Source organism: Mycolicibacterium boenickei (genome assembly GCF_010731295.1).
Lineage (GTDB): Bacteria > Actinomycetota > Actinomycetes > Mycobacteriales > Mycobacteriaceae > Mycobacterium > Mycobacterium boenickei.
In genome coordinates, this window is record NZ_AP022579.1 from 1530801 (window position 1) to 1554338 (window position 23538).

Here is a 23538-nt window from a genome sequence, read left to right on the forward strand (position 1 = left end):
TGACACCTGTCAAGTGGCGCCGGTTACAGTGCCCTCATGCAGATCCGTGAGCATGCCGAGGCCAACCCCGAGAAGCCGGCGATCATCCTCCATCCGTCGGGCACCGTCGTCACGTTCGGTGAGCTCGAAGCTCGCGCGAACCGCCTGGCCCACTACTTCCGCGGGCAGGGCCTGCAGGAGGGCGACGTGGTCGCGATCCTCATGGAGAACAACGAGCACATCCACGCGGTCATGTGGGCGGCGCGGCGCAGCGGCCTGTACTACGTGCCGATCAACACGCATCTGACCGCGGCCGAGGCGGCCTACATCATCGACAACAGCGGCGCCAAGGCCATCGTCGGCTCCGCGGTGCTCAAGGACATCCTGAGCGGCCTCGACAAGGAACTGCCCAACGGCCTGCCGGACACCCTGCTGATCGCCGACGGTGAACTCGACGGCTGGCAGCGGTACCCCGAAGCCGTCGCGGACCTGCCTGCCACCCCGATCGACGACGAGATGGACGGGGACCTGCTGCAGTACTCGTCGGGCACCACGGGTCGGCCCAAGGGCATCAAGCGGGAACTGCCGCATGTGCCGCCGTCGGAGACCCCCGGCATGATGTCGGCGTTGGTGGGTTTCTGGATGCAGCCGGACTCGGTGTATCTCAGCCCCGCGCCGCTCTATCACACCGCGCCCTCGGTGTGGTCCATGCAGACCCACGCCGCAGGCATCACCACGGTGGTGCTGGAGAAGTTCGACGCCGAGGGCACCCTCGACGCGATCCAGAAGTACGGTGTCACCCAGGGACAGTTCGTCCCGGTGATGTTCACCAGGATGCTGAAACTCCCTGAAAACGTGCGGAATTCGTACGACCTGTCCAGCCTGCGACGCGTCATGCACGCCGCCGCCCCGTGTCCCGTCGAGATCAAGAAGCAGATGATCGACTGGTGGGGGCCCATCGTCGACGAGTACTACGCCTCTTCGGAGGCCATCGGTGCGACGGTGATCTTCGCCGAGGACTGGCTGACGCACCCGGGTTCGGTCGGCAAGCCGATGAACGGTCTCGTGCACATCCTCGACGAGGACGGCAAGGAACTGCCGCCCGGCCAGGCCGGTGAGATCTTCTTCGAGGGCGGCGCCGATTTCGAATACCTCAACGACGCGGAGAAGACCGCGTCCTCGCGTGAGTCGCACGGTTGGAAGACGGTGGGGGACATCGGGTATGTCGATGAGGACGGCTACCTGTACCTGACTGACCGGCGCCACCACATGATCATCTCGGGCGGGGTGAACATTTACCCGCAGGAAGCCGAGAACATGCTCGTCGTGCACCCGAAGGTGATGGACGCCGCGGTGTTCGGCATCCCGGACGACGAGATGGGCCAGAGCGTCAAGGGCGTGGTGCAGACCGTGGACCCGGCCGATGCCACCCCGGAATTCGCCGAGGAGCTGCTGGGCTGGCTGCGGGAGCGCCTGACGCACTACAAGTGCCCGCGGACCATCTCGTTCGAGGCCGAGCTGCCCCGCACCGATACCGGCAAGCTCTACAAGCAGGGGCTGATAAACAAGTACTCGTGACCGTCCTGGAACTGCCTGCGGGGATCCGCGTCGGGGTCGACACCCCGACCGACGACGCGACGTTCACGCTGACCGAACGTCCCGCGGAGGACCGGCGAATGGTCACGGTGGACTCGGTCGAGCAGGCGCTGGGCGAACTCACCGAGCGGTGTCAGACGTGGCCGCAGGCCGCGGCGGTCTGTGACGACGTGTTGCGTGCCCTCGACCCGGCCGGGCCGACCCGGGCCGGGCTCATCACCGAATCGCTGGCGTATTCGACGCTGCAGTCAGGATCGGAGTTCCGGCGATGGCTGGCCGAACGGGGGCCGGCGACCGTGCCGCAGCTGCCCGAACCGGTGCAGGCGCACCGTGAGGGAAACACGCTGCACGTCCGGTTCAACCGGCCGCAGCGGCACAACGCGTTCTCCACCGATGCCAGGGGCGCCCTGCTCGAGGCCCTCGAGGTGGCCCGGTTGGATCCATCGGTCGACGAGGTGGTCCTGGGCGGTAACGGCCGATCATTCTGCAGCGGCGGAGATCTGGCCGAGTTCGGCTCGTTCGCCGACCCGGCGAGCGCTCATCTGGCGCGTACCAGACACAGCCCGGCCCTGGTCCTCGATGAACTCGCCGAGAAGCTGGGACGACGCTGCCGCGCCGAGGTACACGGTCAAGTGCTGGGCAGTGGCCTGGAGATGGCCTGCTATTGCGGGTGGGTCAGTTGCCATCCGGATGCCACGATCGGCCTGCCCGAACTGGCCCTGGGGTTGATTCCAGGGGCGGGCGGCACGGTGAGCATCACGCGGCGCATCGGCCGGTGGCGCACCGCGTATCTCGTGCTCTCCGGGCACACCATCGACGCCGCGACGGCGCTCGCGTGGGGGTTGGTCGATGAGGTCCGGTCCGTAACGGTGACTCTGCGGTGAGGGCGGTCCCTTCTCGCACTTCCGCGCCCTAGCCGCAGGATCACCGTCGGTGAATGGCATAGTGCGAGATGTGAACCATGGTGGTCCGTTCTTCGACGATCTGCAGGTCGGCCAGGTTTTCGACACTGCGCCGTCGATGACCTTGACCTCAGGCGCGGCTGCGGCGCACCAGGCCATCCTCGGTGACCGGCTGCGGTTGGCGCTCGATGCCGACCTGGCCACCGCGGTGACCGGGGAGCCGGGTCCACTCGCGCACCCCGCGCTGGTCTGCGATGTGGCGATCGGCCAGAGCACGTTGGTGACGCAACGGGTGAAGGCCAACCTGTTCTACCGTGGGCTGGCATTCCACCGCTGCCCGGTGATCGGTGACACTCTCTATACCCGCACCGAAGTGGTTGGTCTCAAACAGAACTCGATCAAGCCCGGAAGGCAGGCCACCGGCCTGGCGGCCCTGCGGATGACCACCGTCGACCAGTTGGACCGCAAGGTGCTCGACTTCTACCGCTGCGCGATGTTGCCGCTGTCCGGAAACGAAGTCGACACCGGGCACGCCGATGACCTGTCGGCGATCGGGGCCGACGCCACCGCGCCGAACCCCACCGCCGGCTGGGATGCGGACGCGTTCCGGACCCGGATCCCCGGCCCGCACTTCGACCCCGGCCTGGCCGGGGCGGTTCTGCACAGCACCGCCGACGTGGTGAGCAGCGCCCCTGAACTGGCCCGGCTGACGCTGAACATCGCTGCCACCCATCATGATCGGCGCGTAGGCGGCGAGCGTCTGGTGTATGGCGGACACACCATCGGACTGGCCCTGGCTCAGGCCAGTCGGTTGTTGCCGAACCTGGCCACCGTGCTGGGCTGGGAGTCCTGTGACCACACTGGCCCGGTGCACGAGGGCGACACCCTGTTCAGCGAGCTGCACGTGGAGTCGGCCGAAGCCGGCGTGCTCAAACTGCGCTCACTGGTCTACGCGGCCGCTGAGCCCGACGGTGGTGACGATCGTCAGGTACTGGACTGGCGGTTCAGCGCGCTGCAGTTCTGATGGCATCGTTGGCGATTCCGCGGGACCTGCTGAGGCGGGCCCAGGTGGTCGCCGACGACTTCACGGCGCACACCGGTGTGACCGTCGACGCCACCGAACTGCTCACCGGTCGCGCCGCCTTGTTGAACATCGCACCCCACGGGCAGGTGTCGGCGGGCGGGGCGACGCGACTGCTGGCCCCCCGCGACGGGTGGTGTGCTCTGACCTTGTCACGTCCTGACGACACTGAAGCGATTCCGGCACTGCTGCAGGTGGATTCGGTCGACGCTGATCCGTGGCCGGCGGTCCGGGAGTGGGCCGCGGTGAACTCCGCTGCGGAACTGGCCGCACGGGCCCGTCTGCTCGGGCTACCGGTCGCGGTGCTCGGGGAAACCGCGCCCGCGCCTCCGGCGGTGAGTCCACTGTGGCCTGCCCAGACCGGGTCGTTGGCCGGAACACTGGTGGCCGACCTGTCGTCGATGTGGGCCGGGCCCCTGTGCGGACAGCTGCTGGCCCGGGCCGGGGCCACGGTGGTCAAGGTGGAGAGCTCGAGCCGGCCGGACGGCACCCGGGCCGGGGCGCCGGAGTTCTTCGACTGGATGAACGGCGGGAAACTCTCGTACGCGGTCGATTTCGAGGATCCCCGGGACCTGGCCGCGCTGATTCAGGTGGCCGATGTGGTGGTCGAGGCCTCACGGCCGGCTGCCCTCGCCCGTCGTGGCCTCGGACCCGACGTCGTCGCAGCCCGGCCGGGACGGATCTGGCTGCGTATCACCGGGCACGGCTCCGAGGGGGAAAAGGCCGACTGGGTGGCGTTCGGTGACGATGCCGCGGTCTCGGGCGGCCTGGTCGGATACCGCGAGGGCGCACCGGTATTCAGCGGCGACGCCATCGCGGACCCGCTCACGGGGTTGCACGCCGCGGCCGCTGTGGCGGACTCGCGACACCGCGGCGGCGGTGAGCTGATCGAGTTCTCGATGGCGGCGGTGGCCGCCGGTTACCGCTCCTGCGGCGACGACGGTATGGACGTCGTCCCCGTGCGACCACCCGCGGGACTGCACGGCCGCGAGCTCGGGGCCGACAACGACGCGGTCCGCCGGTTGGTCGCGGAACGGATCGATGCGCCATGCTGATTCGTCGCGCGACCCTGCTGGACGGGACGGTGGCCGACATCCGCGTCGGCGACATCATCGACGAAGTCGCGGAAGCGCTGTCGCCGAAGCCGGGCGAACAGGTGCTCGACGCCGCGTTCGGCACCGTGATTCCGGGATTGCACGATCACCATCTGCACGTGTACTCAGCGGCGGCCGAGGGGGATTCGGTCCGGGTCGGCCCCGCCGAGGTGACCGATGAGGCCGCGCTGTCCAGCGTGTTGAGGGCCGCGGTGGTCGGTGCCGACGGCTGGATTCGGGCTGTGGGTTATCACGAGGCGGTGGCAGGCCCGCTGGACCGGCATGCGCTGGATCGGTTGGCCCCCGCTGTGCCGGTGCGGGTGCAGCACCGCAGTGGCGTGTTGTGGACGGTGAACTCGCCGGGCCTCGCGGCACTGGGTCTGGGCGATCACCCCGACGGTCGGCTCCGCAGCGCGGATCGAACCTGGTCGGAGGGCCTTGAGCGCAGACCGACGGTGGTCGCGGAGTTCAGCGCCCGCCTGGCCGGTTACGGCGTCACCGGTGTCACCGATGCCACGCCCGACCTGCGTCCGGATGATCGACCCACGGGCCTGCGGCAACGCGTGCACTACCTTGCACCGGGCAAGCGCATCCTGCACGACGACGGTCTGGACCTGGACGAATTGACGGTCTGGATCACCGAACGGCACCGGGCCGGTGCCCCGGTGGCCGTGCATTGCGTGACCTCGGCCCAGCTGATCGTCACGATCGCCGCGCTGCACGCCGCGGGCAGCCATCCCGCCGACCGCATCGAACACGCCGCGATGGTGCCGCAGGACTGCATCGCCGACCTCGTCGCACTCGGGATCACGGTGGTGACCCAGCCCAACTTCGTGGCCGAGCGGGGAGACCAGTACCGCACGGATGTGCCTGCCGCCGAACAGGATCAGCTCTGGCGCCTGGCCACTCTGCTCGCCGCAGGCGTGCCGGTGGCACTGTCCACCGATGCCCCGTTCGGCGCACCGGACCCGTGGGCCGCGATGCGCGCGGCCGTGCACCGCCGGACCCCACGCGGCGTGGTGCTCAACCCGGTCGAACGGATATCCGGTCGGCGGGCGCTGGCCCTGTTCCTGGGCAGCGCCGACGGTCCGGCCCGGCCGCGGCGCATCGCTCCAGGGGAGCCCGGTGACCTGTGCCTGCTGACGGCGTCCCCGCAACGGGTGGTAGACGCACTGGAAGCCGATCTGGTGGCCGCTACCGTCGTGGGCGGTGTGGTGGTGTTCGAGCGGTGAATGTGTGGCGGGTGCCGGGCATGCCGGCGTTGTTGGCGTGCGCGGCCATGGGATTCGCTGGGTTCTCCCTGCTGCTGCCGGCCGCCCCGATGTGGGCGGTGCGGATCGGTGCCGACAGTCTCGGCGCGGGTGCGGTCAACAGCGTGCTCATGTTGTTCACCGTCATCGCGCAGCTGTTGGTCGGATGGCTGTTGCGGCGGGTGGGCTGGGCCGTCACGCAGGCGCTCGGGCTCGTGCTGCTGGGAATACCGGCAGTTGCGCATCTGCTGACCGGATCTCTTTGGCAGGTGCTGCTTCTGGCGGCGTTGCGCGGGCTGGGTTTCGGCATTCTGACGGTGTGCAGTGTCCGGGGTATCGCGGCGTTGATCCCGCAGGAGCGTCGCGGTCGTGCCATCGGCGCGTACGGATTGTCGATCGCGGCACCGCAGTTCGTATTGACCCCGCTGGCACCGTGGCTGGCCGAAAATGTCGGCTATCAGCTGGTATTCGGGTTGGCCGCCGCACCGCTGCTCGCGGTACCGCTGGCATTCGCCCGCCCGGCACCCACGTTGGTGCATCAGCCCCATCCGGACCGGCTCGACGGAGTGGGCGCCGGGCTGGTCGGCCCGATCGCCGCGCTCGTGGTGATCACCGCGGCAGGCGGTGGCATCCTCACGTTCGCTCCTCAACTGAGCGGCGCGACAACCGCGCTCGGAGCGTTGTTGGCCATGACCGGGACCGCGGCGCTGGCCCGATGGCTGATCGGAGGGCCGGCCGACCATCACGGCGCCGCGCGGTTCATCGCCCCCATGCTGGGAGTCGGCGCGACCGGGCTGGCGGTGATCGCCGTGGGTATCGCCGCCGGCGGTTGGTTGGTGATCTTCGGCTGTGCTCTGTTGGGTACTGCCTATGGTGCGCTGCAGAATCTCACCCTGGTGCAGGCCTTCGCCGCCACCGGGGAGCATGCCCGCGGTGCGGTCAGCGTGGCGTGGAACGTCGGTTTCGATGCGGGCACCGGGCTGGGGTCGCTGGCTGTCGGGGCGCTGGCCACCTCGTTCTCGTTCCCGACGGCGTTCGCCGTGATGACGGCTGCGTGTGTGGGGGTCGGGTTGATGTGGGTACTCATGCGCCATGACGGGCAATCAGGGCGCGGCACCGCTGCTTGACGCGCTGCACGACTACCACAACTCCAACCGGTACGGGTTCTCGCCGCCCGGGCATCGGCAGGGTCGCGGTGCTGATGAGCGCGTTCTGCAGGTGCTGGGGCGGGAGCCCTTCTTGAGCGATGTTCTGGCCAGCGGCGGTCTCGACGACCGGCGCATGAGCAACGGTTATCTCAAGCGGGCCGAGGAATTGATGGCCGAGGCGGTGGGGGCGCGCGCGGCATGGTTCTCCACCTGCGGTAGTTCGTTGTCGGTGAAGGCCGCGATGATGGCCGTCGCCGGCTGCGACGGCAGCCTGCTGCTCAGCCGGGACAGCCACAAATCGGTGGTTGCCGGGCTGATCTTCTCGGGTCTGACACCGCGCTGGATCACGCCGCAATGGGACGCCGAACGTCATCTGTCGCACCCGCCGTCGCCGCAGCAGGTCGAGCAGGCCTGGCAGCGGCACCCGGACGCCGCCGCGGCGTTGATCGTCAGCCCCAGCCCGTACGGCACCTGTGCCGACATCAAGGGCATCGCCGAGATCTGCCACAGTCGGGGCAAGCCCCTGATCGTCGACGAGGCGTGGGGTGCCCACTTGCCCTTCCATGAAGACCTGCCGACCTGGGCGATGAACGCCGGCGCGGATGTGTGCGTGGTCAGCGTGCACAAGATGGGGGCCGGCTTCGAGCAGTTATCTGGGGTCAGATTCTGATGTTTACTGTTGTTCCCGCTGAGGCGATCTGATCTAGTCGGGCCTGATCGGAAACAGGTTAGGCTGTTGGTGTTTCCGGTTAGGGGTTGGTTGGTGCGTTCTGGTTGACGCGACGATTCAGGAGCCCATCATTCCGCGGCCGCCCATCATCGGGCCCATCATGGCGGGCATGCCGTCGGTGACGAAGCCGGTGACTTCGTGTGCGTGGGCGCGGATGGTGTTGGTGAGCTCGGGGTCGGAGGAGGTCTCGGTGGCGATAACTCCGTTAGGTGTCAGTGTGATTCGCCGCTGGTAGTCGGTTGCATGGCGGAACAGGGTGGGCAGGCTTTGACTCATGCAGCTCACTTCGGCGCCTTGGTCGAGATGCTGATACATCGAGGAGACGTGGGCGTGCAGTTGCGCGACGAGATCGGGGGCGTCGGATTCGGTGGTGGTACGGATGCCTCCGGGGATGTTTTCCACGGTGCGGCGCAGTTCGGTGTGGCGGGCGAACATGGTCATGTAGCGATCCATGTCGGTGCCGGAGACTCCGCCCATCATGCCGGGACCGTTGGCGTTCCCGGTGGGCATGCGAATACTGTTGGTGCGCAACAGGTATCCCAGTGCGGCGATCGCCCCTGCCCCACTGAGTAGGGCAAGTGCGGCGCGTCTGGTGAATTCGGTCATGTGCGGCTGCTTTCGTGATGGTGTCCCGCTCGGACCCCTTGGCTGCAGGGCAGGTCAGGTGGCAGGGGTTTTGTGGGCGACGACGCGTTCGACGAGGCCGAGTGTGAACCGCTCACGATGGTCGATCGCGAGGTCGGTCGCGGCCCGCAGGTGCTCTAGGGGGCGACGTAGGAAGTGTTCGCCGCCGAGGGGAATGGTGAATAGTTCGAGGCCCCGCTGCACGGCTCGGACTGGGGCGGTGCTGCTGCGGATGTGGTCGACGAGGATGAGTTTTCCGCCGGGGCGCAGGACTCGGGTCATTTCGGTGAGGGCTTGGGTGTGGTCGGGGATGGCGCAGAGCCCGAAGGTGCAGACGACGGTGTCGAAGCTGGCATCGTCGAACGGCAGGTGATGCGCGTCGGCTTGTTGCAGGGTGGCGGGGTGACCGAGGTCGGCGGCGCGTTGGCGGGCGATGTCGAGCATCTGCTGGCTCCAGTCGATCCCGGTCAGGGTGACGTTCTCGGGGTAGAAGGCAAGGTTGAGTCCGGTGCCGATCGCGACCTCCAGGACGTCGCCGGTGGCTTGGCTGCAGACCCATTGGCGGGAGTCGCCGAACAGGTGGCGGTCGAAGAACCCGATCTCACGGTCATAGGTGCGAGATTTCTTGTCCCAGTACCGGTTCCAGCGGGCGGTGCGATCATCGGTGGGCATGGTTCACCTCGCGTCGGCGGTCAGACGGTCAGGCGGCGTCCGATGTAGGGAACGAACCGGCCGACAGCCCCACAGTAGTCCCGGTAGGCCTGGCCGTGGATGGTGTTGAGGTAGGGCTCTTCGACCACTCGTACCTGCAGTTCGATCGTGGCCCACAAGACGGCGAAGGCGGCCAGGGCAAGCGGGTTTGGGGTGATCAGGGTGATGCCGGCGGCGAAGATCAGCATGGCGGTGAAGATGGGGTTGCGTACCAGCGCGAACACGCCGTGGCGCACCAATGTGGTTGTTTCGCTGGGGTCCACTCCGATGCGCCACGATGGGCCCATGTCGCGTTGGGCGTGGACGGTGGCGGCGATCCCGGCGACGGCCAGCACTATGCCGGTGGTCTGGATCCACGGCGCATCAAGCACGGCCATCGGGGTGAGGATGTCGAGCAGTTGCAGCAGGGGCGCGGCCGCCCCGGCGAGGATGGCGGCGATGAATCCGACACCGGCCAACCATTGCAGCGACCCGGGCCGACCGTGGATGCCGCGGAATCCGGTGGATCCGGTGTGGCGGTATTGGGTCCAACTGCGCCAGCCGAACCCTAAGACGGCAAAGATCACGTAGAAGATGAGCGCGGTGGCGGGCATGGGTGAAACCTCCTGGCCGGGACTGGGATAGGTGCCGATGTGGAGATGGGCGTTAAAGCCGATGGACGTGGGACGGCGCGGTTAGTTCTCGGCGAGCGCTTGATCAAGGGCCTTGGCGAGGTCTTCATAGCTGTGCGGTTGGATGCGGGTGCCGTTGAGGAAAAACGTCGGCGTGCCCTGCACCCCCAAGGCCCGGCCGTCGGCCATGTCGAGCCGGATGCGCTCCAGCGTGGCGGGATCGGCGTAGGCCGCGTCGAAAGCGGCCATATCCAGGCCGAGTTCTGCTGCGAATCCACGGAATACGTCATCGGCCGGGGTTTGCTTTTCACCCCACTGAGCCTGGGTGTCATACATTTTGCGATACACCGCCTCCAGCTGGCCCTGCTGGGCGGCGGCTTCCACGGCCCGGGCGGCCCGCTCGGCGTTGACGTGCGCTGGCAGCGGGAAGTGGCGGATCACGAAATTCACCCGGTCCCCGTATTCAGCCCGCAACTTTTCGATCTCCGGGTAAACCGCGCGGCAACCCTCACATTCGAAGTCGAGAAACTCCACGAACGTCACCTTGCTCTCAGGCACCGAGTTGAGCCGGTGACTGTTCTCCCGCACCACCTGCCCGATCTCGCTGGTATCGGACTGCGCTGGGGCGGTCGAGTCACGGTCGCGCACCGACAGGTAGACCAGCGCACCGATCGCCATCGCGGCGATGACGAACGCGGTGAGCAACATGCGGCTGGCGCGCGCCATTCAGATACCTCTTTCGTGGGATCGGCGGCTATATCGCATGGCATCGATGTTGGCGAGGTTGACCGATCAATAGCATTGGACGCTATCATCGTTATGTGGCGATGAAAAGTGGTTCGGTCGATCCCGCGGTGTGCGGGAATGTGGATGCGGCGACGGCGTTGTTTCACAGCCTCTCGGATGCGACCCGGTTGGCGATCCTGCGCCGCCTGGCGGGTGGTGAGGCCCGGGTGGTGGATCTGACGGGCGAGTTGGGGTTGGCGCAGTCGACGGTGTCGGCGCATCTGGCCTGCCTGCGTGACTGCGGGTTGGTGGATTTCCGGCCGCAGGGCCGCGCCTCGGTGTATCGGCTGGCCCGCCCGGAGCTGCTGGAGATGTTGCGCGCGGCCGAGGCGGTGCTGGAGGCCACCGGCAACGCGGTGGCGTTGTGCCCCAACTACGGCCTCCCCGATCAGCGGAAGAAGGTTGCTCGATGAGTGAGGCGTGTGGCTGCGGCAGCGACGAACGTAGCGACGACGAGCACGAACCCGAACGGCTCTGGGAGATCACCGAACTGCGCGCCGCCGCGGTGGCGGGTGTGGTGCTGCTGGCCGGGTATGTGGTCGGCGGGGCCGGCGGGCCCCGCCCGGTCGAAATCGGGTTGTATGCGCTGGCGTTGGCGATCGGGGCCTACACGTTCGTGCCCTCGACGCTGCGCCGGCTGACCCAAGGCAAGATCGGGGTCGGCACGCTGATGACGATCGCCGCGGTCGGCGCAGTGATCCTCGGCGAGGTCGGCGAGGCCGCCATGCTGGCGTTCCTGTTCTCCATCAGCGAAGGTCTCGAAGAATACTCGCTGGCCCGCACCCGCCGCGGCCTGCGCGCCCTGTTGTCGCTGGTGCCCGATGAGGCCACCGTCCTGCGCGACGGCGCCGAAACCATCATCCCGCCAAGCGAATTGCGGGTGGGTGACCGGATGCTGGTCAAACCCGGTGAACGCGTCGCCACCGACGGGGTCATCGTCTCAGGCCGTACCGCGCTGGATGTTTCGGCGATCACCGGCGAATCCGTGCCGGTGGAGGCCGGGCCCGGTGATGAGGTGTTCGCCGGGTCGATCAACGGCACCGGGGTGCTCGAGGTCGAGGTCACCAGCAGCGCCGCCGACAACTCGCTGGCCCGCATTGTGGCCATCGTGGAGGCCGAGCAGTCCCGCAAGGGCGAAGCCCAGCGCCTGGCCGACCGCATCGCCAAACCCCTGGTCCCGACGATCATGATCGCCGGCGTCCTCATCGCGGCCATCGGCAGCGTGTTGGGTGATCCGCTGGTGTGGATCGAACGCGCCCTGGTGGTGCTGGTGGCGGCCTCCCCATGCGCGCTGGCGATCTCGGTGCCGGTCACCGTGGTCGCCGCGATCGGCGCGGCCAGCAAGCTCGGCGTCCTGGTCAAGGGCGGCGCGGCGCTGGAAGCCCTGGGCGCGGTCCGCACCGTGGCGCTGGATAAGACCGGCACATTGACTGCCAACAAGCCCACCGTCATCGACGTCGCCACCACCAACGGCGCCACCCGCGAGCATGTGCTGGAGGTCGCGGCGGCGTTGGAGGCCCGCAGCGAACACCCCCTGGCTGCAGCGATCCTCGCCGCCGCCGAGGGCCCGGTCCGACCCGCCGAGGAGGTGGAGGCGGTCACCGGCGCCGGCCTCACCGGGTATCGCGACGGCCGCCGGTTGCGGCTCGGTCGGCCCGGCTGGCTCGATCCCGGCCCGCTGGCCGAACAGGTCGCCAAGATGCAGGCCGCCGGGGCGACCGCGGTGCTGGTCGAAGACAACGGTCAGGTCATTGGGGCGGTCGCGGTGCGTGACGAACTACGGCCCGAAGCCGCCCGGGTCGTCGAGGCGTTACGCCGTGGGGGTTATCAGGTGGCGATGCTGACCGGTGACAACCAAGCGACCGCGACCGCCCTGGCCAAGCAGGTGGGGATCGATACGGTGCATGCTGATCTGCGGCCCGAAGACAAGGCCGCGCTGATTAGTCAACTGCGCCAACATTCCTCGACGGCCATGGTCGGTGACGGCGTCAACGACGCCCCCGCCCTGGCCACCGCAGACCTCGGCATCGCCATGGGCGCAATGGGCACCGACGTGGCGATCGAAACCGCCGACGTCGCCCTCATGGGTGAAGACCTGCGCCACCTCACCCAAGCCTTCGCCCACGCCCGCCGTGCCCGGCGCATCATGCTGCAAAACGTCGGCCTCTCACTGGGCCTGATCACGGTACTCATTCCGCTCGCCCTCACCGGGATGCTGGGGTTGGCCGCGGTCGTCGCCGTGCACGAACTCGCCGAAATCGTCGTCATCGCCAACGGGGTCCGCGCCGGACGCACCAAACCCCTCCGGGGCGCCATCATCGAAACCGGAACCGACTCCCACCGGCTGGCACACACCCGCACCCAGGAAACCACGACAGCCAGTTGAACTCGGGGCGCAACAGGATCACGTCACAGCCAAGAGGGGTCGGCCGAGCAACGGGGTGAAACCCCGGATCGATCAGGTCAACGGTGTCGCACTCCGCAGCGCCGCCAGCACGCGATCCCTGGTCGGAAGGTCCAATCGGCATGCATCAGCTGCCAACTCAGTGCCCGGCTTCATGATATCCACACCATCAACGAGCACCGTCGGCGATGGATATGCACCGACCCTTTCCACCACCACATCGTCAGCGATACCCACCTCAGACAGACACTCGGCGAGCAAGCGCCGAGCCGCCGCCGCATTCGGACACCCCGGGCTCGTGAGAAGCTCCACACGCATACATCCAGCTTCGCTCAACCCGCGCGAGTTCTGCACGCCTCCAGGCGGGGCCAACTGACACCGCCCAGGCGGAGCCAATTTAGGTTGACATAGGCACGGTGCACGAAATCGTCGTCATCGCCAACGGTGTGCGCGCCGGACGCACCACACCACTGGCCGCTGGTGCCACGACCGAAGCGCCGACGGCGGCTGCAACGCACACATAGGCCCACCACCAGTGGTGGCGCTGCTGGCTGACGCTGGCCTGACCGCTCAGCGGGCGCTATGCGCGAAGCCAGTCCCATGCGGGTTCGAGTTGATCGCGTGGAAACGTCTTCAGTTGACCGCGGATGAGCAGTGCCGCGGGTATTTTGACGCACCATTCTTCCCATTTCGGGGCGCCCAGCATGGCGATCTTGTCGAAGTGACGTCGATGTTTGAGGTCGAAGATCGTGTTGGCCCAGGCCGCGGGAAGGGTCCAGCCTTCAAAGGATTCGTCGATCAGGATCAGCACCCGCAACGTGGTGTACTGCTCCAGAAGGGAGTCGATTCGTGGGCCGAGCACGTCGCGGTAGGTTTGCCGGTTCAGCTTGCCGCTGAACCGGATTCCGACGACATTGCCGGTGCTGCAGGACAGGAACTCGATCACAGCATGCCCCTCCTGGGGAAGTGTCAGTGCGCGCGTGGGCCGTACATGATCACGGCGACGCCGGCCAGGCAGACCAGGGCGCCGATGATGTCCCAGCGGTCGGGTCGAAACCCGTCCAGCGCCATGCCCCAGGCCAGTGAGCCGGCGACGAACACGCCGCCGTAGGCGGCCAGGATCCGGCCGAAATGCGCATCCGGCTGCAGGGTGGCGACAAACCCGTAGATTCCGAGTGCGATGACGCCGAGCCCGGCCCATAGCCAGCCGCGTTGCTCGCGCACACCTTGCCAGATCAGCCACGCGCCTCCGATTTCGGCGACCGCGGCCAACACGAACAACAGGATTGAACGGATCACCATGGTGATGACCCTAGGAGACCTGGCCGGGCACTGGGGCCGCTGCCGGCTGTGATCGTCGGCACCGGCAACTGGTGTTCGTGTTCGGACGAGTGCACTGGCAGGTGTCGGCTCCGCGTCGGCGGTAGGCGCGGATCTGTGACACGACCACCCCGACGACTCCGACGGCGATGAGCGCGAATCCGAGTGGCTCTAGCCACCGGGAACCGACGAGCAGCATGCCACCGCCGGCGATGCCGGCCGCGGCCAGCAGTGGCACGACCACACAGCAGCCCACACATGCCAGCGCCCCGACGCCGATCGATGCCCACCACGCCTTGCGGGCGCGGTCGTCAGCAGCAGCCACCGGTGCCGCCTTTCGTCTCGTTGTCGGGTTCTGCGGTGAATGGTAGTGGGCAGCAGGGGCTTTCGGCGCAGGCGAGGAGGTCGTCACAGCCCGCGGCGAGCGCAGCACGCAGCGTGTCGCGCACGGCGGTAAGTTCGGCGAGCTTCTGGTCGACCTCGGCCAGTTTGGTGGCCGCCCGGGTGTGTAGTCCGGCCTCGGAGCGGCTACCGAGTCGGGTGGCGGCCAACAGGTCGGCGACTTCGTCGAGGGTGAAGCCCAACCGTTGCGCGGCCTTGATCACCCGCATCATGGTCACGGTTTCCGGTGGGTATAGGCGGTGTCCACCCAGTGATCGCTGCGGCTGGCGCAGCAGGCCGCGTCGCTCGTAGTAGCGCAGCGTCTCGGTGTTGACCCCGGCTGCGGCCGCGACCTGCCCGCTGCGCAATCCGCTGTCGCTCACCGCGTCTGCCCCGTCGTCATGTCACCGATCCGCTGTGCGAGGGCGTCGAGCACGTCGGTGTGCGACGGGGGAACGCCGATGCTTATCACCACATCCGAACCGGCCGTGTCGAAGTCGAAGCGGAAAAACGAGCAGCAGCCGACTTCGCGTGCCGCCAGGTCGCGGGCAGCGGCCTCGGCGTCGGCGGCCAGCACAAGATCCAACCGTGTGGCACTCACCCGTACCGACCGCAGCACCGATTGACCGAATAGCCCGTCGAACTCGGCCACCCGCAACGGCCGATCAACCGTGGGTAACGAGCACGAATCGGGCACCCAACCCGTAGTTTCCTCGCTGGCCATACGTCGACGATAAACCCGTACCTAGGTACGGAATGCAACCCTCAATCGGTGGCGAACGGCAGCGGGGTGGCCCTCAACCGTCTCGGCGGTCGGATTGTGTTGACTGGCCGGCGGGTGGTGCGGCCGCGGTGGACAAGTTGGCGGCCAGGGCCTGGACGCGCGTGGTGATGTCGTCGCGGATGATTCGCATGCGGTCGATGCCGTCGATGCCGCGCAGGGAGGGTTCGTCGGTGTCCCACCGTTGGATGGTGGTGCCGGGATGGTCCTCGAGTTGGGCTTGGGTGCCGACGATGACGACCAGATCGGCCTCGTCGAGCATCTGCTCGGTGAGTTGGGTGGGCTGATGGTCGCTGATGTCGACGCCGACTTCGGCCAATGCCTGCACCGATTGTTGGTTGACTGCACCCTTGGCGTGGGTGCCCGCCGAGGTCACGCGGATGTGCGGGCCGGCGATCTGCCGCATGAGCCCGGCGGCCATCACCGACTTGCCGGCGTTACTGACGCAGACGAACAACACGGATCTGTCGGCCATATCGGTGTTTTCCTTGGGTTTTCGCGATTAGCGGGTGATGGGCACGTTCAGATCGGTCAGGAGTCGGTGGATGCGTTCTTCGATGTCGTCGCGGATCGGGCGGACCGCGTCGAGGCCTTGGCCGGCGGGGTCGGGGAGTTCCCAGTTTTCGTAGCGTTTTCCGGGGAAGATGGGGCAGGCGTCGCCGCAGCCCATGGTGATGACGACGTCGGCGGCTTGCACGATTTCGTCGGTCCAGGGTTTGGGGTATTCGCCGGTGATGTCGATCCCGACTTCGTGCATGGCCTCGATGGCGGCGGGGTTGATCTCGTTGCCGGGTTCTGACCCTCCGGACCAGGCGATCGCGTTGTCGCCGGCCAGGTGGGTGAAGAAGCCGAGGGCCATCTGGGAGCGGCCGGCGTTGTGGGTGCATAGGAACAGGACGGTCGGTTTGCCGTCGCTGATCTTGCCTTCCACCCGGGCCAGGGCGTGGAGGCGCTGGCGGGCGAACCGTTCGGCCAGCAGCGGCAGGAAGTTGGGAATGGTGGCGCGGCCGGCGAACTGGTCGTAGGACGAGCAGAGGAACCGTTCGATGGTTTCGGTGCCGAAGGTGCCGTCGAACTCGCCGTGCAGACGGCTCGCCGCGGTTTTCAGGGCGAGTTGTTGGTCGATGGAGAGGTCGTGGCGCAGTTGGTGGGTGACGGGGCTGTCAGTCATCGGCTGGTTCCGTTCTCGTCGTCGAGCCGGTGGGCAGGTGTTGGGAGGTGTGGTGGCTGAACCGATTACGTAGCGCCAGCGAGACGTAGACCAATCCGACCAGGACCGGGACTTCGATGAGCGGGCCGACGACCCCGGCCAGCGCTTGGCCGGAGGTGGCGCCGTAGGTGGCGATCGCCACGGCGATGGCCAGTTCGAAGTTGTTGCCGGCGGCGGTGAACGCCAGGGTGGTGGTGCGCTCATAACCCAGATCCAACAGCGTGCCGAGCAGGTAGCCCCCGCCCCACATGACGGCGAAGTACGCCAACAGAGGTAGGGCGATGCGGGCGACGTCCCAGGGTTGGTGGGTGATCTGATCGCCTTGCAGGGCAAAGAGAATCACGATGGTGAACAGCAGACCGTAGAGGGCCCATGGGCCGATCGTCGGTAGGAACTTGGCCTCATACCAGTCGCGGCCCTTGGTTTTCTCGCCGATGCGGCGGGACAGGTAGCCGGCCAATAGCGGGATGCCGAGGAAGATGAGTACGGATTTGGCGATCTGCCACGGTGAGGTGTCGATGGTGGTTTGTTCCAGGCCGAGCCAGCCGGGCAACACCGACAAGTAGAACCAGCCCAGCACGGCGAACATGATGACTTGGAAGATCGAGTTGAGCGCGACGAGGACGGCGGCGGCTTCGCGGTCTCCGCAGGCCAGGTCGTTCCAGATGATGACCATGGCGATGCAGCGGGCCAGTCCGACGATGATCAGGCCGGTGCGGTATTCGGGCAGGTCGGGCAGTAGCAGCCAGGCGAGTGCGAACATCAGCGCGGGTCCGAGCACCCAGTTCAGGACCAGTGAGGAGAGCAGGAGTTTGCGGTCGCCGGTGACGGTGTCGAGGCGGTCGTAGCGGACTTTCGCCAGCACCGGATACATCATGATCAACAGGCCCAGGGCGATCGGCAGCGAAATCCCGTCGATCTGAACCTTTTCCAGAGCGGTGTTCAGGCCGGGGATCCAGCGGCCCAGCAGCAGCCCTGCGACCATGGCCGCGCCGATCCATAAGGGCAGGAACCGGTCGAGGGTGGAGAGCTTGCCGACGACCGCTGGAGGGGATGTGGTGGTGTCGGTCATGCCGATACTCCCGCCACGGTGTGGGCGGTGGTCGCGCCGAGGAGCACGGCCAGGCTGGCCAGCGCTTCGGGCACCACGGCGTAATACACCCACGACGCCCGGCGCTGCGAGGTCAGCAATCCAGCGTCCCGCAGCACTTTGAGGTGATGGCTGATGGTCGGCTGGGAGACTTCCAGCCCGGGTGAGATGTCACAGACGCAGGCCTCGCTGCCGGCGTGGCTGGCGATCGCCGAGAACAGCTGCAGCCGCACCGGATCGGCCAGCGCCTTGAGCTTGACCGCCATATCCGCCGCCACCGCCGCCGATATGGGTTCGTGCAGCAGGGCGCCCGGAGGGCAACACACTTGATCGGCCAACATCTCCCGGGACTTCGACATACATCGATATTGACAGCTATCGAATCAGATGGCAAATGAACGTCAGGTGAAGATGAGCTGGGCCGCGTGGAAGTCGAAATGGCGCCCTGGGTAGCGGTAGACGTCTTCGAGCGTCATGTAATCGGAGAAGAACGGATCCCATCCCGGCGGGAAGTGCATGCCGCGGCGCAGGGAGTCGTCGGTTTCTCGGGCGAGTCGTTGTTGCAGCGCGGCGATGACCCGGTCGAGTTTGGCGCCCATCCTGACCCGGTTGTAAACCAGGGCGGCGGCACACGATCCGTAGTAGTTGACGTGATGAAACGGCGTGGTCGCGGCGTTGAGCACCCGGGCGTAGGTGACGCTGACGCGGTCAGGCAGTCGGCCCATCACCCGCACCAGGGGCAGCAGTCGCTGCACGACCATGTAGCCGAACACCATGTGGAACAGCAATTGCTCGTTGGTCCAACGGGTTCCGCGCGTCGGGGCGCCCCAGTCGTCGGGACCGGCGGCCGCCAGTAGCTGGTGAAACGTGACACGCGCGCGCTCCAGATCGGCAGCGATGGCGTCGCGGTCCATGCCCCGATCATGCGCCTACCGCGGCCCGTGTGGCCACGGCCGCGGCAGGTCGCGAACGGTCGGCTAGCAGCAGGATGCTGCGGCTTGATCTGACTCCTTGGATGCGCCGCCGCAGCACACATCACCGTCACCCTCACTGGATTCGTCGAGGTGCTGTGGGCTGGCGCCGAATGTGTCGGAGTCGGCCAGCACGGTGTAGACCTCCCATTTCTCCCCGGCCGGGCCGGTCACCCAGACCTTGTCCTGGGTGGCGAAGCAACAGGTGGTGCCGATCTCCTCGTCGGTGAACAGCCCCTCGCCGGTCAGCCGGGCGATCTCGGCATGGACGGCTTCCCTGGACTCCACCTCGACGCCGAGGTGGTTGATGGTGCCGCCCTTACCGGGGTTTTCCAGCAGCACCAGCTTCAGCGGCGGCTCGGTGACGGCGAAGTTGGCATAGCCCGGCTTCACCTTCGCCGGAGTGGTGTTGAACAGCTTGGAGTAGAACGTGATCGCCTCATCGAGATCATCAACATTGAGGGCGAGTTGAACACGGGACATAATCCGCCTCCTCTAGGGCTGAGACATATATCGAATTGACGCGTCGACCTCAGGATGCCACCTTTTTGATATATGTCAAGATTGGTGGCAGGATGGGGTCATGCCCAAAGCGCTGCCCGTGATCGACATGTCCGCGCCGGTATGCTGCGCCCCGGTAGCCGCGGGCCCGATCAGCGACGACGACGCCCTGGCGGTGGCGATGCGCCTGAAGGCGCTCGCCGACCCGATGCGGGTCAAAATCATGTCTCTACTGTTCAGTTCGCGCCCCGGCGAGGAGACCAGCGGGGAACTGGCCGGGGCGCTCGACTTGAGCGAATCCACCGTCAGCCACCACCTGGGCCAACTCCGCAAAGCCGGGCTGGTGATCTCCGACCGTCGCGGCATGAACGTCTTTCACCGCGTCAAACCCGAAGCGCTCCAAGCACTCTGCGTGGTGCTCGACCCCGACTGCTGCACTTAGCCGACAGGTGAGCTGGACACCGTCGCCGCGCGCGCGGGTCAGCTGGGATGCTCCGGAATGACCGCCCCACGGTGAGATGATCAGGTGATCTGTTCGTGAAGGGTGTCGAGTTGGCCGTAGAGCAGCTCGATCGTTGATTGTTGTTCTGCCACGGTGGCTTTGAGTGCGGCGATCTCTTTGTCTTTGGCGGCGAGCCGGTGGCGCAGCGCAGCGTCGATGCTGGTTTCGCGGCCGGCCGGTGCTGGCTGGCGGGCGGCGGGGCGGTCGCGGTACTGCTTGATGAGGGCCACCAGGTCGTCGTGTTTGTAGATGGTCTTGCGGGACACCTTGGCGCGGCGGGACACGGTGGAGAAGTTGATGTCGGCGTTGGTCTTGCGCAGGTAGGCGATCGCTTTTTCGACGGCACGCCGCTTCTCATCGCTGCGGCCGTCGCGGTATTCGGCCAGCGCATTCAGTGCTTTCTGGGTGGGTGGCGGCGGCTTGGGGCGACTCATCGCGGCGTGTCCGGGTCAGCCTTGCGCAACACTGATTCGTGGCTTCCGCGGGCAGCAGTCTGCATCGTGGGTGCCCGGTTGGCGGTACCCGCACCGGCGACGCTGTTTGCGCCGTCATCGGTCACGTCGTCGCGGTGGAGCCGGTCGAGGATGGCGTCCAGGGAGGCGATTTCGCGTCGACGCTCATGGATCCACACGTTGTCGTCGGTGAGCTCGCGCCCGGTGCGGGCACGGTACTGTTCGCGGCGGACGTCGATCAGTTTCAGGGTCCTGGCGCGTTGGTCGACCAGTTCGTCGAGGTGGGTGGCGTCGGTGGCGAAATGCCCGCATGACAAGCAGGCGTTGCCTTTGTCGCAGGTGGCTACCGGTGGCAGCAGGCATACCCCGTTGGGCAGCACCCGGTCGGTGCGGGCCGAGAGCTGGGTCATGTCGTAGATGTCGGACGGGCTGATGGTGATATCGGTGCCATGGGCGCCGATCTTTTTGTGCCGCAGGAACTCCGCTTCGGCGGTCGCTTGCAGGGTGGCGGCATAGCGCAGGGTCATCGCCGGGGAGGCGTGTCCGAGATAGCGCTGCACCACATGGATCGGGACGCCGTCGTTGAGCAGCTCGGTGGCCCGGGTGTGGCGCAGCCGGTGGGTCTGGGAGAACCGCAGCGGGTGGCCGGCGGTGTCGGTGAGACCGTGGATGTTGTCGAGCCGATTGAGGATCCGGCTGTAGGAGTCATAGCTGCGTGGTCGTTGGCCCTGGTGCTGGTAGCGCACCCCGAGGAACAGGTACTTCGTCTCCAAATCCGGGTAACGCCGCCGGATCCAGTCTTGCTGTTCGCTGATCACGTTGACCACGGCCTGCTCGACCAGAATGGTGGGCACCACCCCGTCGACTTTGGTCTGCTGGTAACGCAGTTTGGCCACGAACCCATCGGGAACGTCGGTGGCTCCCGCGGGGCGGTCATGCCCCGGGATCGGCTGCAGCGGGTCGAAATCGAGCATCAGAATCTCCGAGGCCCGGCGCCCGGTCAACGCTTGCAGCAGCCAGATCCGGGCCGCTTGCGGATCGCCGAGACCAGCCACGACCGAGATGGTGGAATCGGGATGGGTGATGACCACCGGTTTGCCCGCATCGGCGGCCAGCACGTCGAGATAGCACAGCATCCGCTGCAGCTCGGCGGTCGAAAACCAGGTCAGCTCCCGGCCGCCGGTAGGGCGTCGGCTGCGAAACGCCGCACCCCACAACCGGGTATGGGTGTCGGTCAACCGGCTCCAGCGAGGATCTCCGGTCGCTGCCGCGGCTTCCTCGGCATGGTCCACCATGAACGTGTAGAACATCTGAATCTTGGACTGGACGACCGCGATCGTCGCCGCCGACAGCGGACGCTCCGGTTTGGCCCGCGCGGCAGGTGATTTGAGGTATTCGGTGAACTCGGTGAACACCAGCCGCAGCGCCGCCCGGTCGGTGCTGATCACCGGATCATCGATCCCGCGTTCGACCAAGAATGGACCCAGATGGCGGGTGATGCCGCGGGTGCGGCCGATCACCGACGACCAGCGCAGCAGTTCAGCCGTCAAACAGGTGCGCAGCCAGAACCGCACCCCTTCACGCAGCCAGACCGGTTCGATCCCTCCGAGGCGGGCAACCTGGTCATGGCAGGGTTCGTGCTCACGCTGCGGGATGCGGGGATCAGCGTCCAGATCCCAGATGTCATGAGCCCACCATGGCCGGTCGGTGCAGCGGACCGACACGTACAGGTGCAGGTGCTCGATGAAACTGGCCACGTTGCGCCGAAACCCGGCCGAGGGCAGCCGACCGGTGCGGCGCTCGAACTCGCGTACCCCGTGACGCACGATGGCCTCGGCGCTCAGATCAGCGACACTGACCGGGTAACGCCGGTGCCGTTGGTGGTAGTCGGCGGCGGCGATGCTCAGTGCACCGCTGGTCCATTTCAGCAGCGACGGTTCGATCTTGCGACGTTCTTCGTGTCCACACAGCCACACCCACCACGCGAGCTCCTCGCACAACCGTTGCGGCACACCCTGCGGGGTGAAGTCGTGGCCGTCCGGGGTGGGCCGGTAGCGCGGGTTGCGCTGAAAGACCGTGTTGGCCGGGCCGGTATCCAGGTGATAGACCAGCCTGCGCCACTGCGGCGGCACTTGTTGCCACTGCTGTGTCCACCGATCCCCGGCGGCACCGCGCGTCGGTGGGGTATGCGCTGGTGCAGGACTGTCATTGCCCGTCACGGTTCACCTTCCACCCAGCGACATAGTTCTTCCATTCGGCCAGCGTGCGCATCTCGGCGTCGGCGGTCACCCACCCGTAGGTCGACAACGTGGTCTGCACGTCGGCGTGACCGAGACGACGCATCACCACATGCACATCCACCCCAGCCAGCAACAACGCGGTGGCGTGGGTGTGGCGCAGCCAGTGCGGCGTCCACTGCTCAGGCAGCACGCCGGTTCGGCGCGCGGTGATCAGATCCACCTTGTCGTAGATGGTTTCCGGTCGCAGCGGGGCATAGCGCACGCCTCGCACCAGGTTGACAAACACGAAACACGACGCCAGATCGCCGACCGTGACATCCGCGCCGGCGGCCACCAACTGCCACACGTACTCGGTGTAGAGGGCGACCAGATCGTCGCCGATGTAAATCCGGCGCGGGCCCGATTTCGCGCGCACCCCGTGCGGATGATCATCACGGCCCGCCACCATCACCGATGGGGTACCGCCACCGGCAATATCAAAATCACTGTGGCGCAACGACAACGCCTCACCGAGCCGCATCCCGGTTTCGGCCAACACCGCGAAGAACAACCGGTCACGCAGCCCCGCCCCGCCGCCCGACCATTCACCCGAGACCGTCTGGACACTGCACGCATCCAAGATGGCGTTGACCTGCACCGGCAGCAGCACCGGTGTTTCGGCGCGCTGCAGGCCGCGGAGCCGGTGAATCGGCCCGTCCTGCTCGCGTTTCGGGCCGACCCCGGCCAGAAACGGTGCATAGCGGCCCCGCCGGGACGTACGAGCATGACTGGCGTACAACCGCCGGTAGGGGCGCACCAGGTCATGGGCATTGGCGAAATACCGGTACATCGACAACACCGCCGCACTGCGCGGCAGCAGCGAGGATTCGGCCAATCTCTGCTCCGGTTCACCGATACGGGCCACCCCAGGCAGATCCCCGGTGCGCAGATAAGCCAGGAACTGGCCAAACAGACTGGTGGGGAAGTCATCCCACGCGGTACCGGTACCCTCCAGCACCGTCCACCACGCCGCCAGCCCATAGGCATAGGCGCGCAGCGTGTTCGGTGAGCCCCCTTGGTTGCGCAGAAACGTCAGGTACTCGCGCGCCGGGGCCACGGGCAGCTTGTCGACGCCGACCACCGTGTAGGTGGGTGGCCGGTCCTCAAAGCGCACCCGCTGCACCTGTGCCACCGT

General features: G+C 66.9%; 27 protein-coding genes and 1 pseudogene. 10 read left to right on the forward strand and 18 right to left on the reverse strand.

The genetic code is table 11. From position 1 onward, the window contains the following. The first annotated feature begins 36 nt into the window (after positions 1-36). The 7 genes and pseudogenes from fadD4 to G6N57_RS07145 all read left to right on the forward strand — a co-directional run. On the forward strand, positions 37-1557 hold the full coding sequence (gene fadD4 / locus G6N57_RS07115) for a fatty-acid--CoA ligase FadD4 (protein ID WP_077739865.1): 1521 nt from the start codon (positions 37-39) through the stop codon (positions 1555-1557). Positions 1558-1562: 5 nt separating this feature from the next. Then, positions 1563-2459, forward strand: a complete 897-nt coding sequence (locus G6N57_RS07120) for an enoyl-CoA hydratase/isomerase family protein (RefSeq protein ID WP_077741814.1) — start codon at positions 1563-1565, stop codon at positions 2457-2459. 136 nt (positions 2460-2595) lie between these two features. After that, positions 2596-3501 (forward strand): hotdog family protein, encoded by a 906-nt coding sequence (locus tag G6N57_RS07125; protein ID WP_234815785.1) that lies wholly within the window; start codon positions 2596-2598, stop codon positions 3499-3501. Beyond that, positions 3501-4613 carry a CoA transferase gene (locus G6N57_RS07130; RefSeq protein WP_077739866.1) on the forward strand — a complete coding sequence of 371 codons (1113 nt, stop codon included), beginning with the start codon at positions 3501-3503 and terminating at the stop codon, positions 4611-4613. The genes G6N57_RS07125 and G6N57_RS07130 overlap by 1 nt, the downstream gene beginning before the upstream one ends. Then, positions 4607-5884 (forward strand): amidohydrolase family protein, encoded by a 1278-nt coding sequence (locus G6N57_RS07135; RefSeq protein WP_077739867.1) that lies wholly within the window; start codon positions 4607-4609, stop codon positions 5882-5884. Before G6N57_RS07130 ends, G6N57_RS07135 begins: the two co-directional genes overlap by 7 nt. Before the next feature lie 20 nt (positions 5885-5904). Next, on the forward strand, positions 5905-7029 hold the full coding sequence (locus G6N57_RS07140; protein WP_077741815.1) for an MFS transporter: 1125 nt from the start codon (positions 5905-5907) through the stop codon (positions 7027-7029). Then, positions 6995-7699 (forward strand): annotated as a pseudogene (locus G6N57_RS07145) (aminotransferase class I/II-fold pyridoxal phosphate-dependent enzyme); the annotation flags it as partial. The gene G6N57_RS07140 and the pseudogene G6N57_RS07145, both read left to right, overlap by 35 nt. 138 nt (positions 7700-7837) lie before the next feature. On the opposite strand, the gene G6N57_RS07150 reads toward G6N57_RS07145, so the two are convergent. The 4 genes from G6N57_RS07150 to G6N57_RS07165 form a co-directional block, all read right to left on the reverse strand. Further along, entirely contained in the window at positions 7838-8386 is a 549-nt protein-coding gene (locus G6N57_RS07150; protein WP_036432564.1) for a hypothetical protein, read from the reverse strand. Between the two features lie 54 nt (positions 8387-8440). Beyond that, positions 8441-9076: a class I SAM-dependent methyltransferase gene (locus tag G6N57_RS07155; RefSeq protein ID WP_036432566.1), complete on the reverse strand. Its 636-nt coding sequence runs from the start codon at positions 9074-9076 to the stop codon at positions 8441-8443. Positions 9077-9096: 20 nt separating this feature from the next. Next, positions 9097-9708, reverse strand: coding sequence for a methyltransferase family protein (locus G6N57_RS07160; RefSeq protein WP_036432568.1), 612 nt, complete (start codon positions 9706-9708; stop codon positions 9097-9099). A gap of 81 nt (positions 9709-9789) precedes the next feature. Further along, on the reverse strand, positions 9790-10452 hold the full coding sequence (locus tag G6N57_RS07165) for a DsbA family protein (RefSeq protein WP_036432571.1): 663 nt from the start codon (positions 10450-10452) through the stop codon (positions 9790-9792). A gap of 101 nt (positions 10453-10553) precedes the next feature. Between G6N57_RS07165 and G6N57_RS07170 the strand changes: the two genes are divergently transcribed. Both G6N57_RS07170 and G6N57_RS07175 read left to right on the forward strand, forming a co-directional pair. Continuing rightward, positions 10554-10925, forward strand: a complete 372-nt coding sequence (locus G6N57_RS07170) for an ArsR/SmtB family transcription factor (protein WP_047036712.1) — start codon at positions 10554-10556, stop codon at positions 10923-10925. After that, positions 10922-12898, forward strand: a complete 1977-nt coding sequence (locus G6N57_RS07175; protein ID WP_036432573.1) for a heavy metal translocating P-type ATPase — start codon at positions 10922-10924, stop codon at positions 12896-12898. Before G6N57_RS07170 ends, G6N57_RS07175 begins: the two co-directional genes overlap by 4 nt. A 598-nt stretch (positions 12899-13496) precedes the next feature. On the opposite strand, the gene G6N57_RS07180 is transcribed toward G6N57_RS07175, so the two are convergent. From G6N57_RS07180 to G6N57_RS07230, 11 genes are all read right to left on the reverse strand, one after another. Continuing rightward, positions 13497-13862, reverse strand: a complete 366-nt coding sequence (locus G6N57_RS07180) for a SpoIIAA family protein (protein WP_036432576.1) — start codon at positions 13860-13862, stop codon at positions 13497-13499. A 23-nt stretch (positions 13863-13885) separates the two neighbouring features. Next, entirely contained in the window at positions 13886-14218 is a 333-nt protein-coding gene (locus tag G6N57_RS07185) for a YnfA family protein (protein ID WP_036432578.1), read from the reverse strand. A 10-nt stretch (positions 14219-14228) separates the two neighbouring features. Next, positions 14229-14561, reverse strand: a complete 333-nt coding sequence (locus tag G6N57_RS07190) for a hypothetical protein (protein WP_036432580.1) — start codon at positions 14559-14561, stop codon at positions 14229-14231. After that, complete coding sequence (locus tag G6N57_RS07195; protein ID WP_036432581.1) at positions 14548-15000, reverse strand: MerR family transcriptional regulator; 453 nt, start codon at positions 14998-15000, stop codon at positions 14548-14550. Before G6N57_RS07195 ends, G6N57_RS07190 begins: the two co-directional genes overlap by 14 nt. Continuing rightward, positions 14997-15341, reverse strand: a complete 345-nt coding sequence (locus G6N57_RS07200; protein WP_036432584.1) for a hypothetical protein — start codon at positions 15339-15341, stop codon at positions 14997-14999. The genes G6N57_RS07195 and G6N57_RS07200 overlap by 4 nt, the downstream gene beginning before the upstream one ends. Positions 15342-15414: 73 nt before the next feature. Next, a complete protein-coding gene (locus G6N57_RS07205) occupies positions 15415-15873 on the reverse strand; it encodes an arsenate-mycothiol transferase ArsC (protein WP_036432587.1) in 459 nt (152 codons plus the stop codon). A 27-nt stretch (positions 15874-15900) separates the two neighbouring features. Further along, positions 15901-16569 (reverse strand): arsenate reductase ArsC, encoded by a 669-nt coding sequence (locus G6N57_RS07210; protein ID WP_036432590.1) that lies wholly within the window; start codon positions 16567-16569, stop codon positions 15901-15903. Next, positions 16562-17680 (reverse strand): ACR3 family arsenite efflux transporter, encoded by a 1119-nt coding sequence (gene arsB, locus G6N57_RS07215; protein ID WP_036432593.1) that lies wholly within the window; start codon positions 17678-17680, stop codon positions 16562-16564. Before arsB ends, G6N57_RS07210 begins: the two co-directional genes overlap by 8 nt. Continuing rightward, the gene (locus tag G6N57_RS07220) at positions 17677-18057 is read right to left on the reverse strand and encodes an ArsR/SmtB family transcription factor (RefSeq protein WP_036432596.1); all 381 of its coding nucleotides are present in this window, start codon (positions 18055-18057) and stop codon (positions 17677-17679) included. Before G6N57_RS07220 ends, arsB begins: the two co-directional genes overlap by 4 nt. 42 nt (positions 18058-18099) lie before the next feature. Next, positions 18100-18612, reverse strand: coding sequence for a DinB family protein (locus G6N57_RS07225; protein WP_036432600.1), 513 nt, complete (start codon positions 18610-18612; stop codon positions 18100-18102). A 63-nt stretch (positions 18613-18675) separates the two neighbouring features. Further along, positions 18676-19152, reverse strand: coding sequence for an ArsI/CadI family heavy metal resistance metalloenzyme (locus G6N57_RS07230; protein WP_036432603.1), 477 nt, complete (start codon positions 19150-19152; stop codon positions 18676-18678). 100 nt (positions 19153-19252) lie between these two features. Here G6N57_RS07230 and G6N57_RS07235 point away from each other — a divergent pair, with 100 nt between their 5' ends. After that, on the forward strand, positions 19253-19612 hold the full coding sequence (locus G6N57_RS07235; protein ID WP_036432606.1) for an Rv2640c family ArsR-like transcriptional regulator: 360 nt from the start codon (positions 19253-19255) through the stop codon (positions 19610-19612). A gap of 80 nt (positions 19613-19692) precedes the next feature. On the opposite strand, the gene G6N57_RS07240 is transcribed toward G6N57_RS07235, so the two are convergent. From G6N57_RS07240 to G6N57_RS07250, 3 genes are read right to left on the reverse strand one after another with little or no spacing between them, the layout of a single operon-like run. After that, complete coding sequence (locus G6N57_RS07240; protein ID WP_036432609.1) at positions 19693-20106, reverse strand: DUF6262 family protein; 414 nt, start codon at positions 20104-20106, stop codon at positions 19693-19695. Then, a complete protein-coding gene (locus G6N57_RS07245) occupies positions 20103-22343 on the reverse strand; it encodes a tyrosine-type recombinase/integrase (protein WP_072279042.1) in 2241 nt (746 codons plus the stop codon). The genes G6N57_RS07240 and G6N57_RS07245 overlap by 4 nt, the downstream gene beginning before the upstream one ends. After that, positions 22330-23535 carry a tyrosine-type recombinase/integrase gene (locus G6N57_RS07250; protein WP_036435507.1) on the reverse strand — a complete coding sequence of 402 codons (1206 nt, stop codon included), beginning with the start codon at positions 23533-23535 and terminating at the stop codon, positions 22330-22332. Before G6N57_RS07250 ends, G6N57_RS07245 begins: the two co-directional genes overlap by 14 nt. Positions 23536-23538: the final 3 nt, after the last annotated feature.

What these genes read in the sequence shown, in the direction of transcription:
- fadD4 (WP_077739865.1), top strand. Translation starts at nt 37, where the DNA reads ATGCAGATCCGTGAGCATGCCGAGGCCAACCCCGAGAAGCCGGCGATC.
- G6N57_RS07125 (WP_234815785.1), top strand. Translation starts at nt 2,596, where the DNA reads ATGACCTTGACCTCAGGCGCGGCTGCGGCGCACCAGGCCATCCTCGGT.
- G6N57_RS07130 (WP_077739866.1), top strand. Translation starts at nt 3,501, where the DNA reads ATGGCATCGTTGGCGATTCCGCGGGACCTGCTGAGGCGGGCCCAGGTG.
- G6N57_RS07135 (WP_077739867.1), top strand. Translation starts at nt 4,607, where the DNA reads ATGCTGATTCGTCGCGCGACCCTGCTGGACGGGACGGTGGCCGACATC.
- G6N57_RS07140 (WP_077741815.1), top strand. Translation starts at nt 5,905, where the DNA reads ATGCCGGCGTTGTTGGCGTGCGCGGCCATGGGATTCGCTGGGTTCTCC.
- G6N57_RS07150 (WP_036432564.1), bottom strand. Translation starts at nt 8,386, where the DNA reads ATGACCGAATTCACCAGACGCGCCGCACTTGCCCTACTCAGTGGGGCA.
- G6N57_RS07155 (WP_036432566.1), bottom strand. Translation starts at nt 9,076, where the DNA reads ATGCCCACCGATGATCGCACCGCCCGCTGGAACCGGTACTGGGACAAG.
- G6N57_RS07160 (WP_036432568.1), bottom strand. Translation starts at nt 9,708, where the DNA reads ATGCCCGCCACCGCGCTCATCTTCTACGTGATCTTTGCCGTCTTAGGG.
- G6N57_RS07165 (WP_036432571.1), bottom strand. Translation starts at nt 10,452, where the DNA reads ATGGCGCGCGCCAGCCGCATGTTGCTCACCGCGTTCGTCATCGCCGCG.
- G6N57_RS07170 (WP_047036712.1), top strand. Translation starts at nt 10,554, where the DNA reads ATGAAAAGTGGTTCGGTCGATCCCGCGGTGTGCGGGAATGTGGATGCG.
- G6N57_RS07175 (WP_036432573.1), top strand. Translation starts at nt 10,922, where the DNA reads ATGAGTGAGGCGTGTGGCTGCGGCAGCGACGAACGTAGCGACGACGAG.
- G6N57_RS07185 (WP_036432578.1), bottom strand. Translation starts at nt 14,218, where the DNA reads ATGGTGATCCGTTCAATCCTGTTGTTCGTGTTGGCCGCGGTCGCCGAA.
- G6N57_RS07200 (WP_036432584.1), bottom strand. Translation starts at nt 15,341, where the DNA reads ATGGCCAGCGAGGAAACTACGGGTTGGGTGCCCGATTCGTGCTCGTTA.
- G6N57_RS07205 (WP_036432587.1), bottom strand. Translation starts at nt 15,873, where the DNA reads ATGGCCGACAGATCCGTGTTGTTCGTCTGCGTCAGTAACGCCGGCAAG.
- G6N57_RS07210 (WP_036432590.1), bottom strand. Translation starts at nt 16,569, where the DNA reads ATGACTGACAGCCCCGTCACCCACCAACTGCGCCACGACCTCTCCATC.
- arsB (WP_036432593.1), bottom strand. Translation starts at nt 17,680, where the DNA reads ATGACCGACACCACCACATCCCCTCCAGCGGTCGTCGGCAAGCTCTCC.
- G6N57_RS07220 (WP_036432596.1), bottom strand. Translation starts at nt 18,057, where the DNA reads ATGTCGAAGTCCCGGGAGATGTTGGCCGATCAAGTGTGTTGCCCTCCG.
- G6N57_RS07225 (WP_036432600.1), bottom strand. Translation starts at nt 18,612, where the DNA reads ATGGACCGCGACGCCATCGCTGCCGATCTGGAGCGCGCGCGTGTCACG.
- G6N57_RS07230 (WP_036432603.1), bottom strand. Translation starts at nt 19,152, where the DNA reads ATGTCCCGTGTTCAACTCGCCCTCAATGTTGATGATCTCGATGAGGCG.
- G6N57_RS07235 (WP_036432606.1), top strand. Translation starts at nt 19,253, where the DNA reads ATGCCCAAAGCGCTGCCCGTGATCGACATGTCCGCGCCGGTATGCTGC.
- G6N57_RS07240 (WP_036432609.1), bottom strand. Translation starts at nt 20,106, where the DNA reads ATGAGTCGCCCCAAGCCGCCGCCACCCACCCAGAAAGCACTGAATGCG.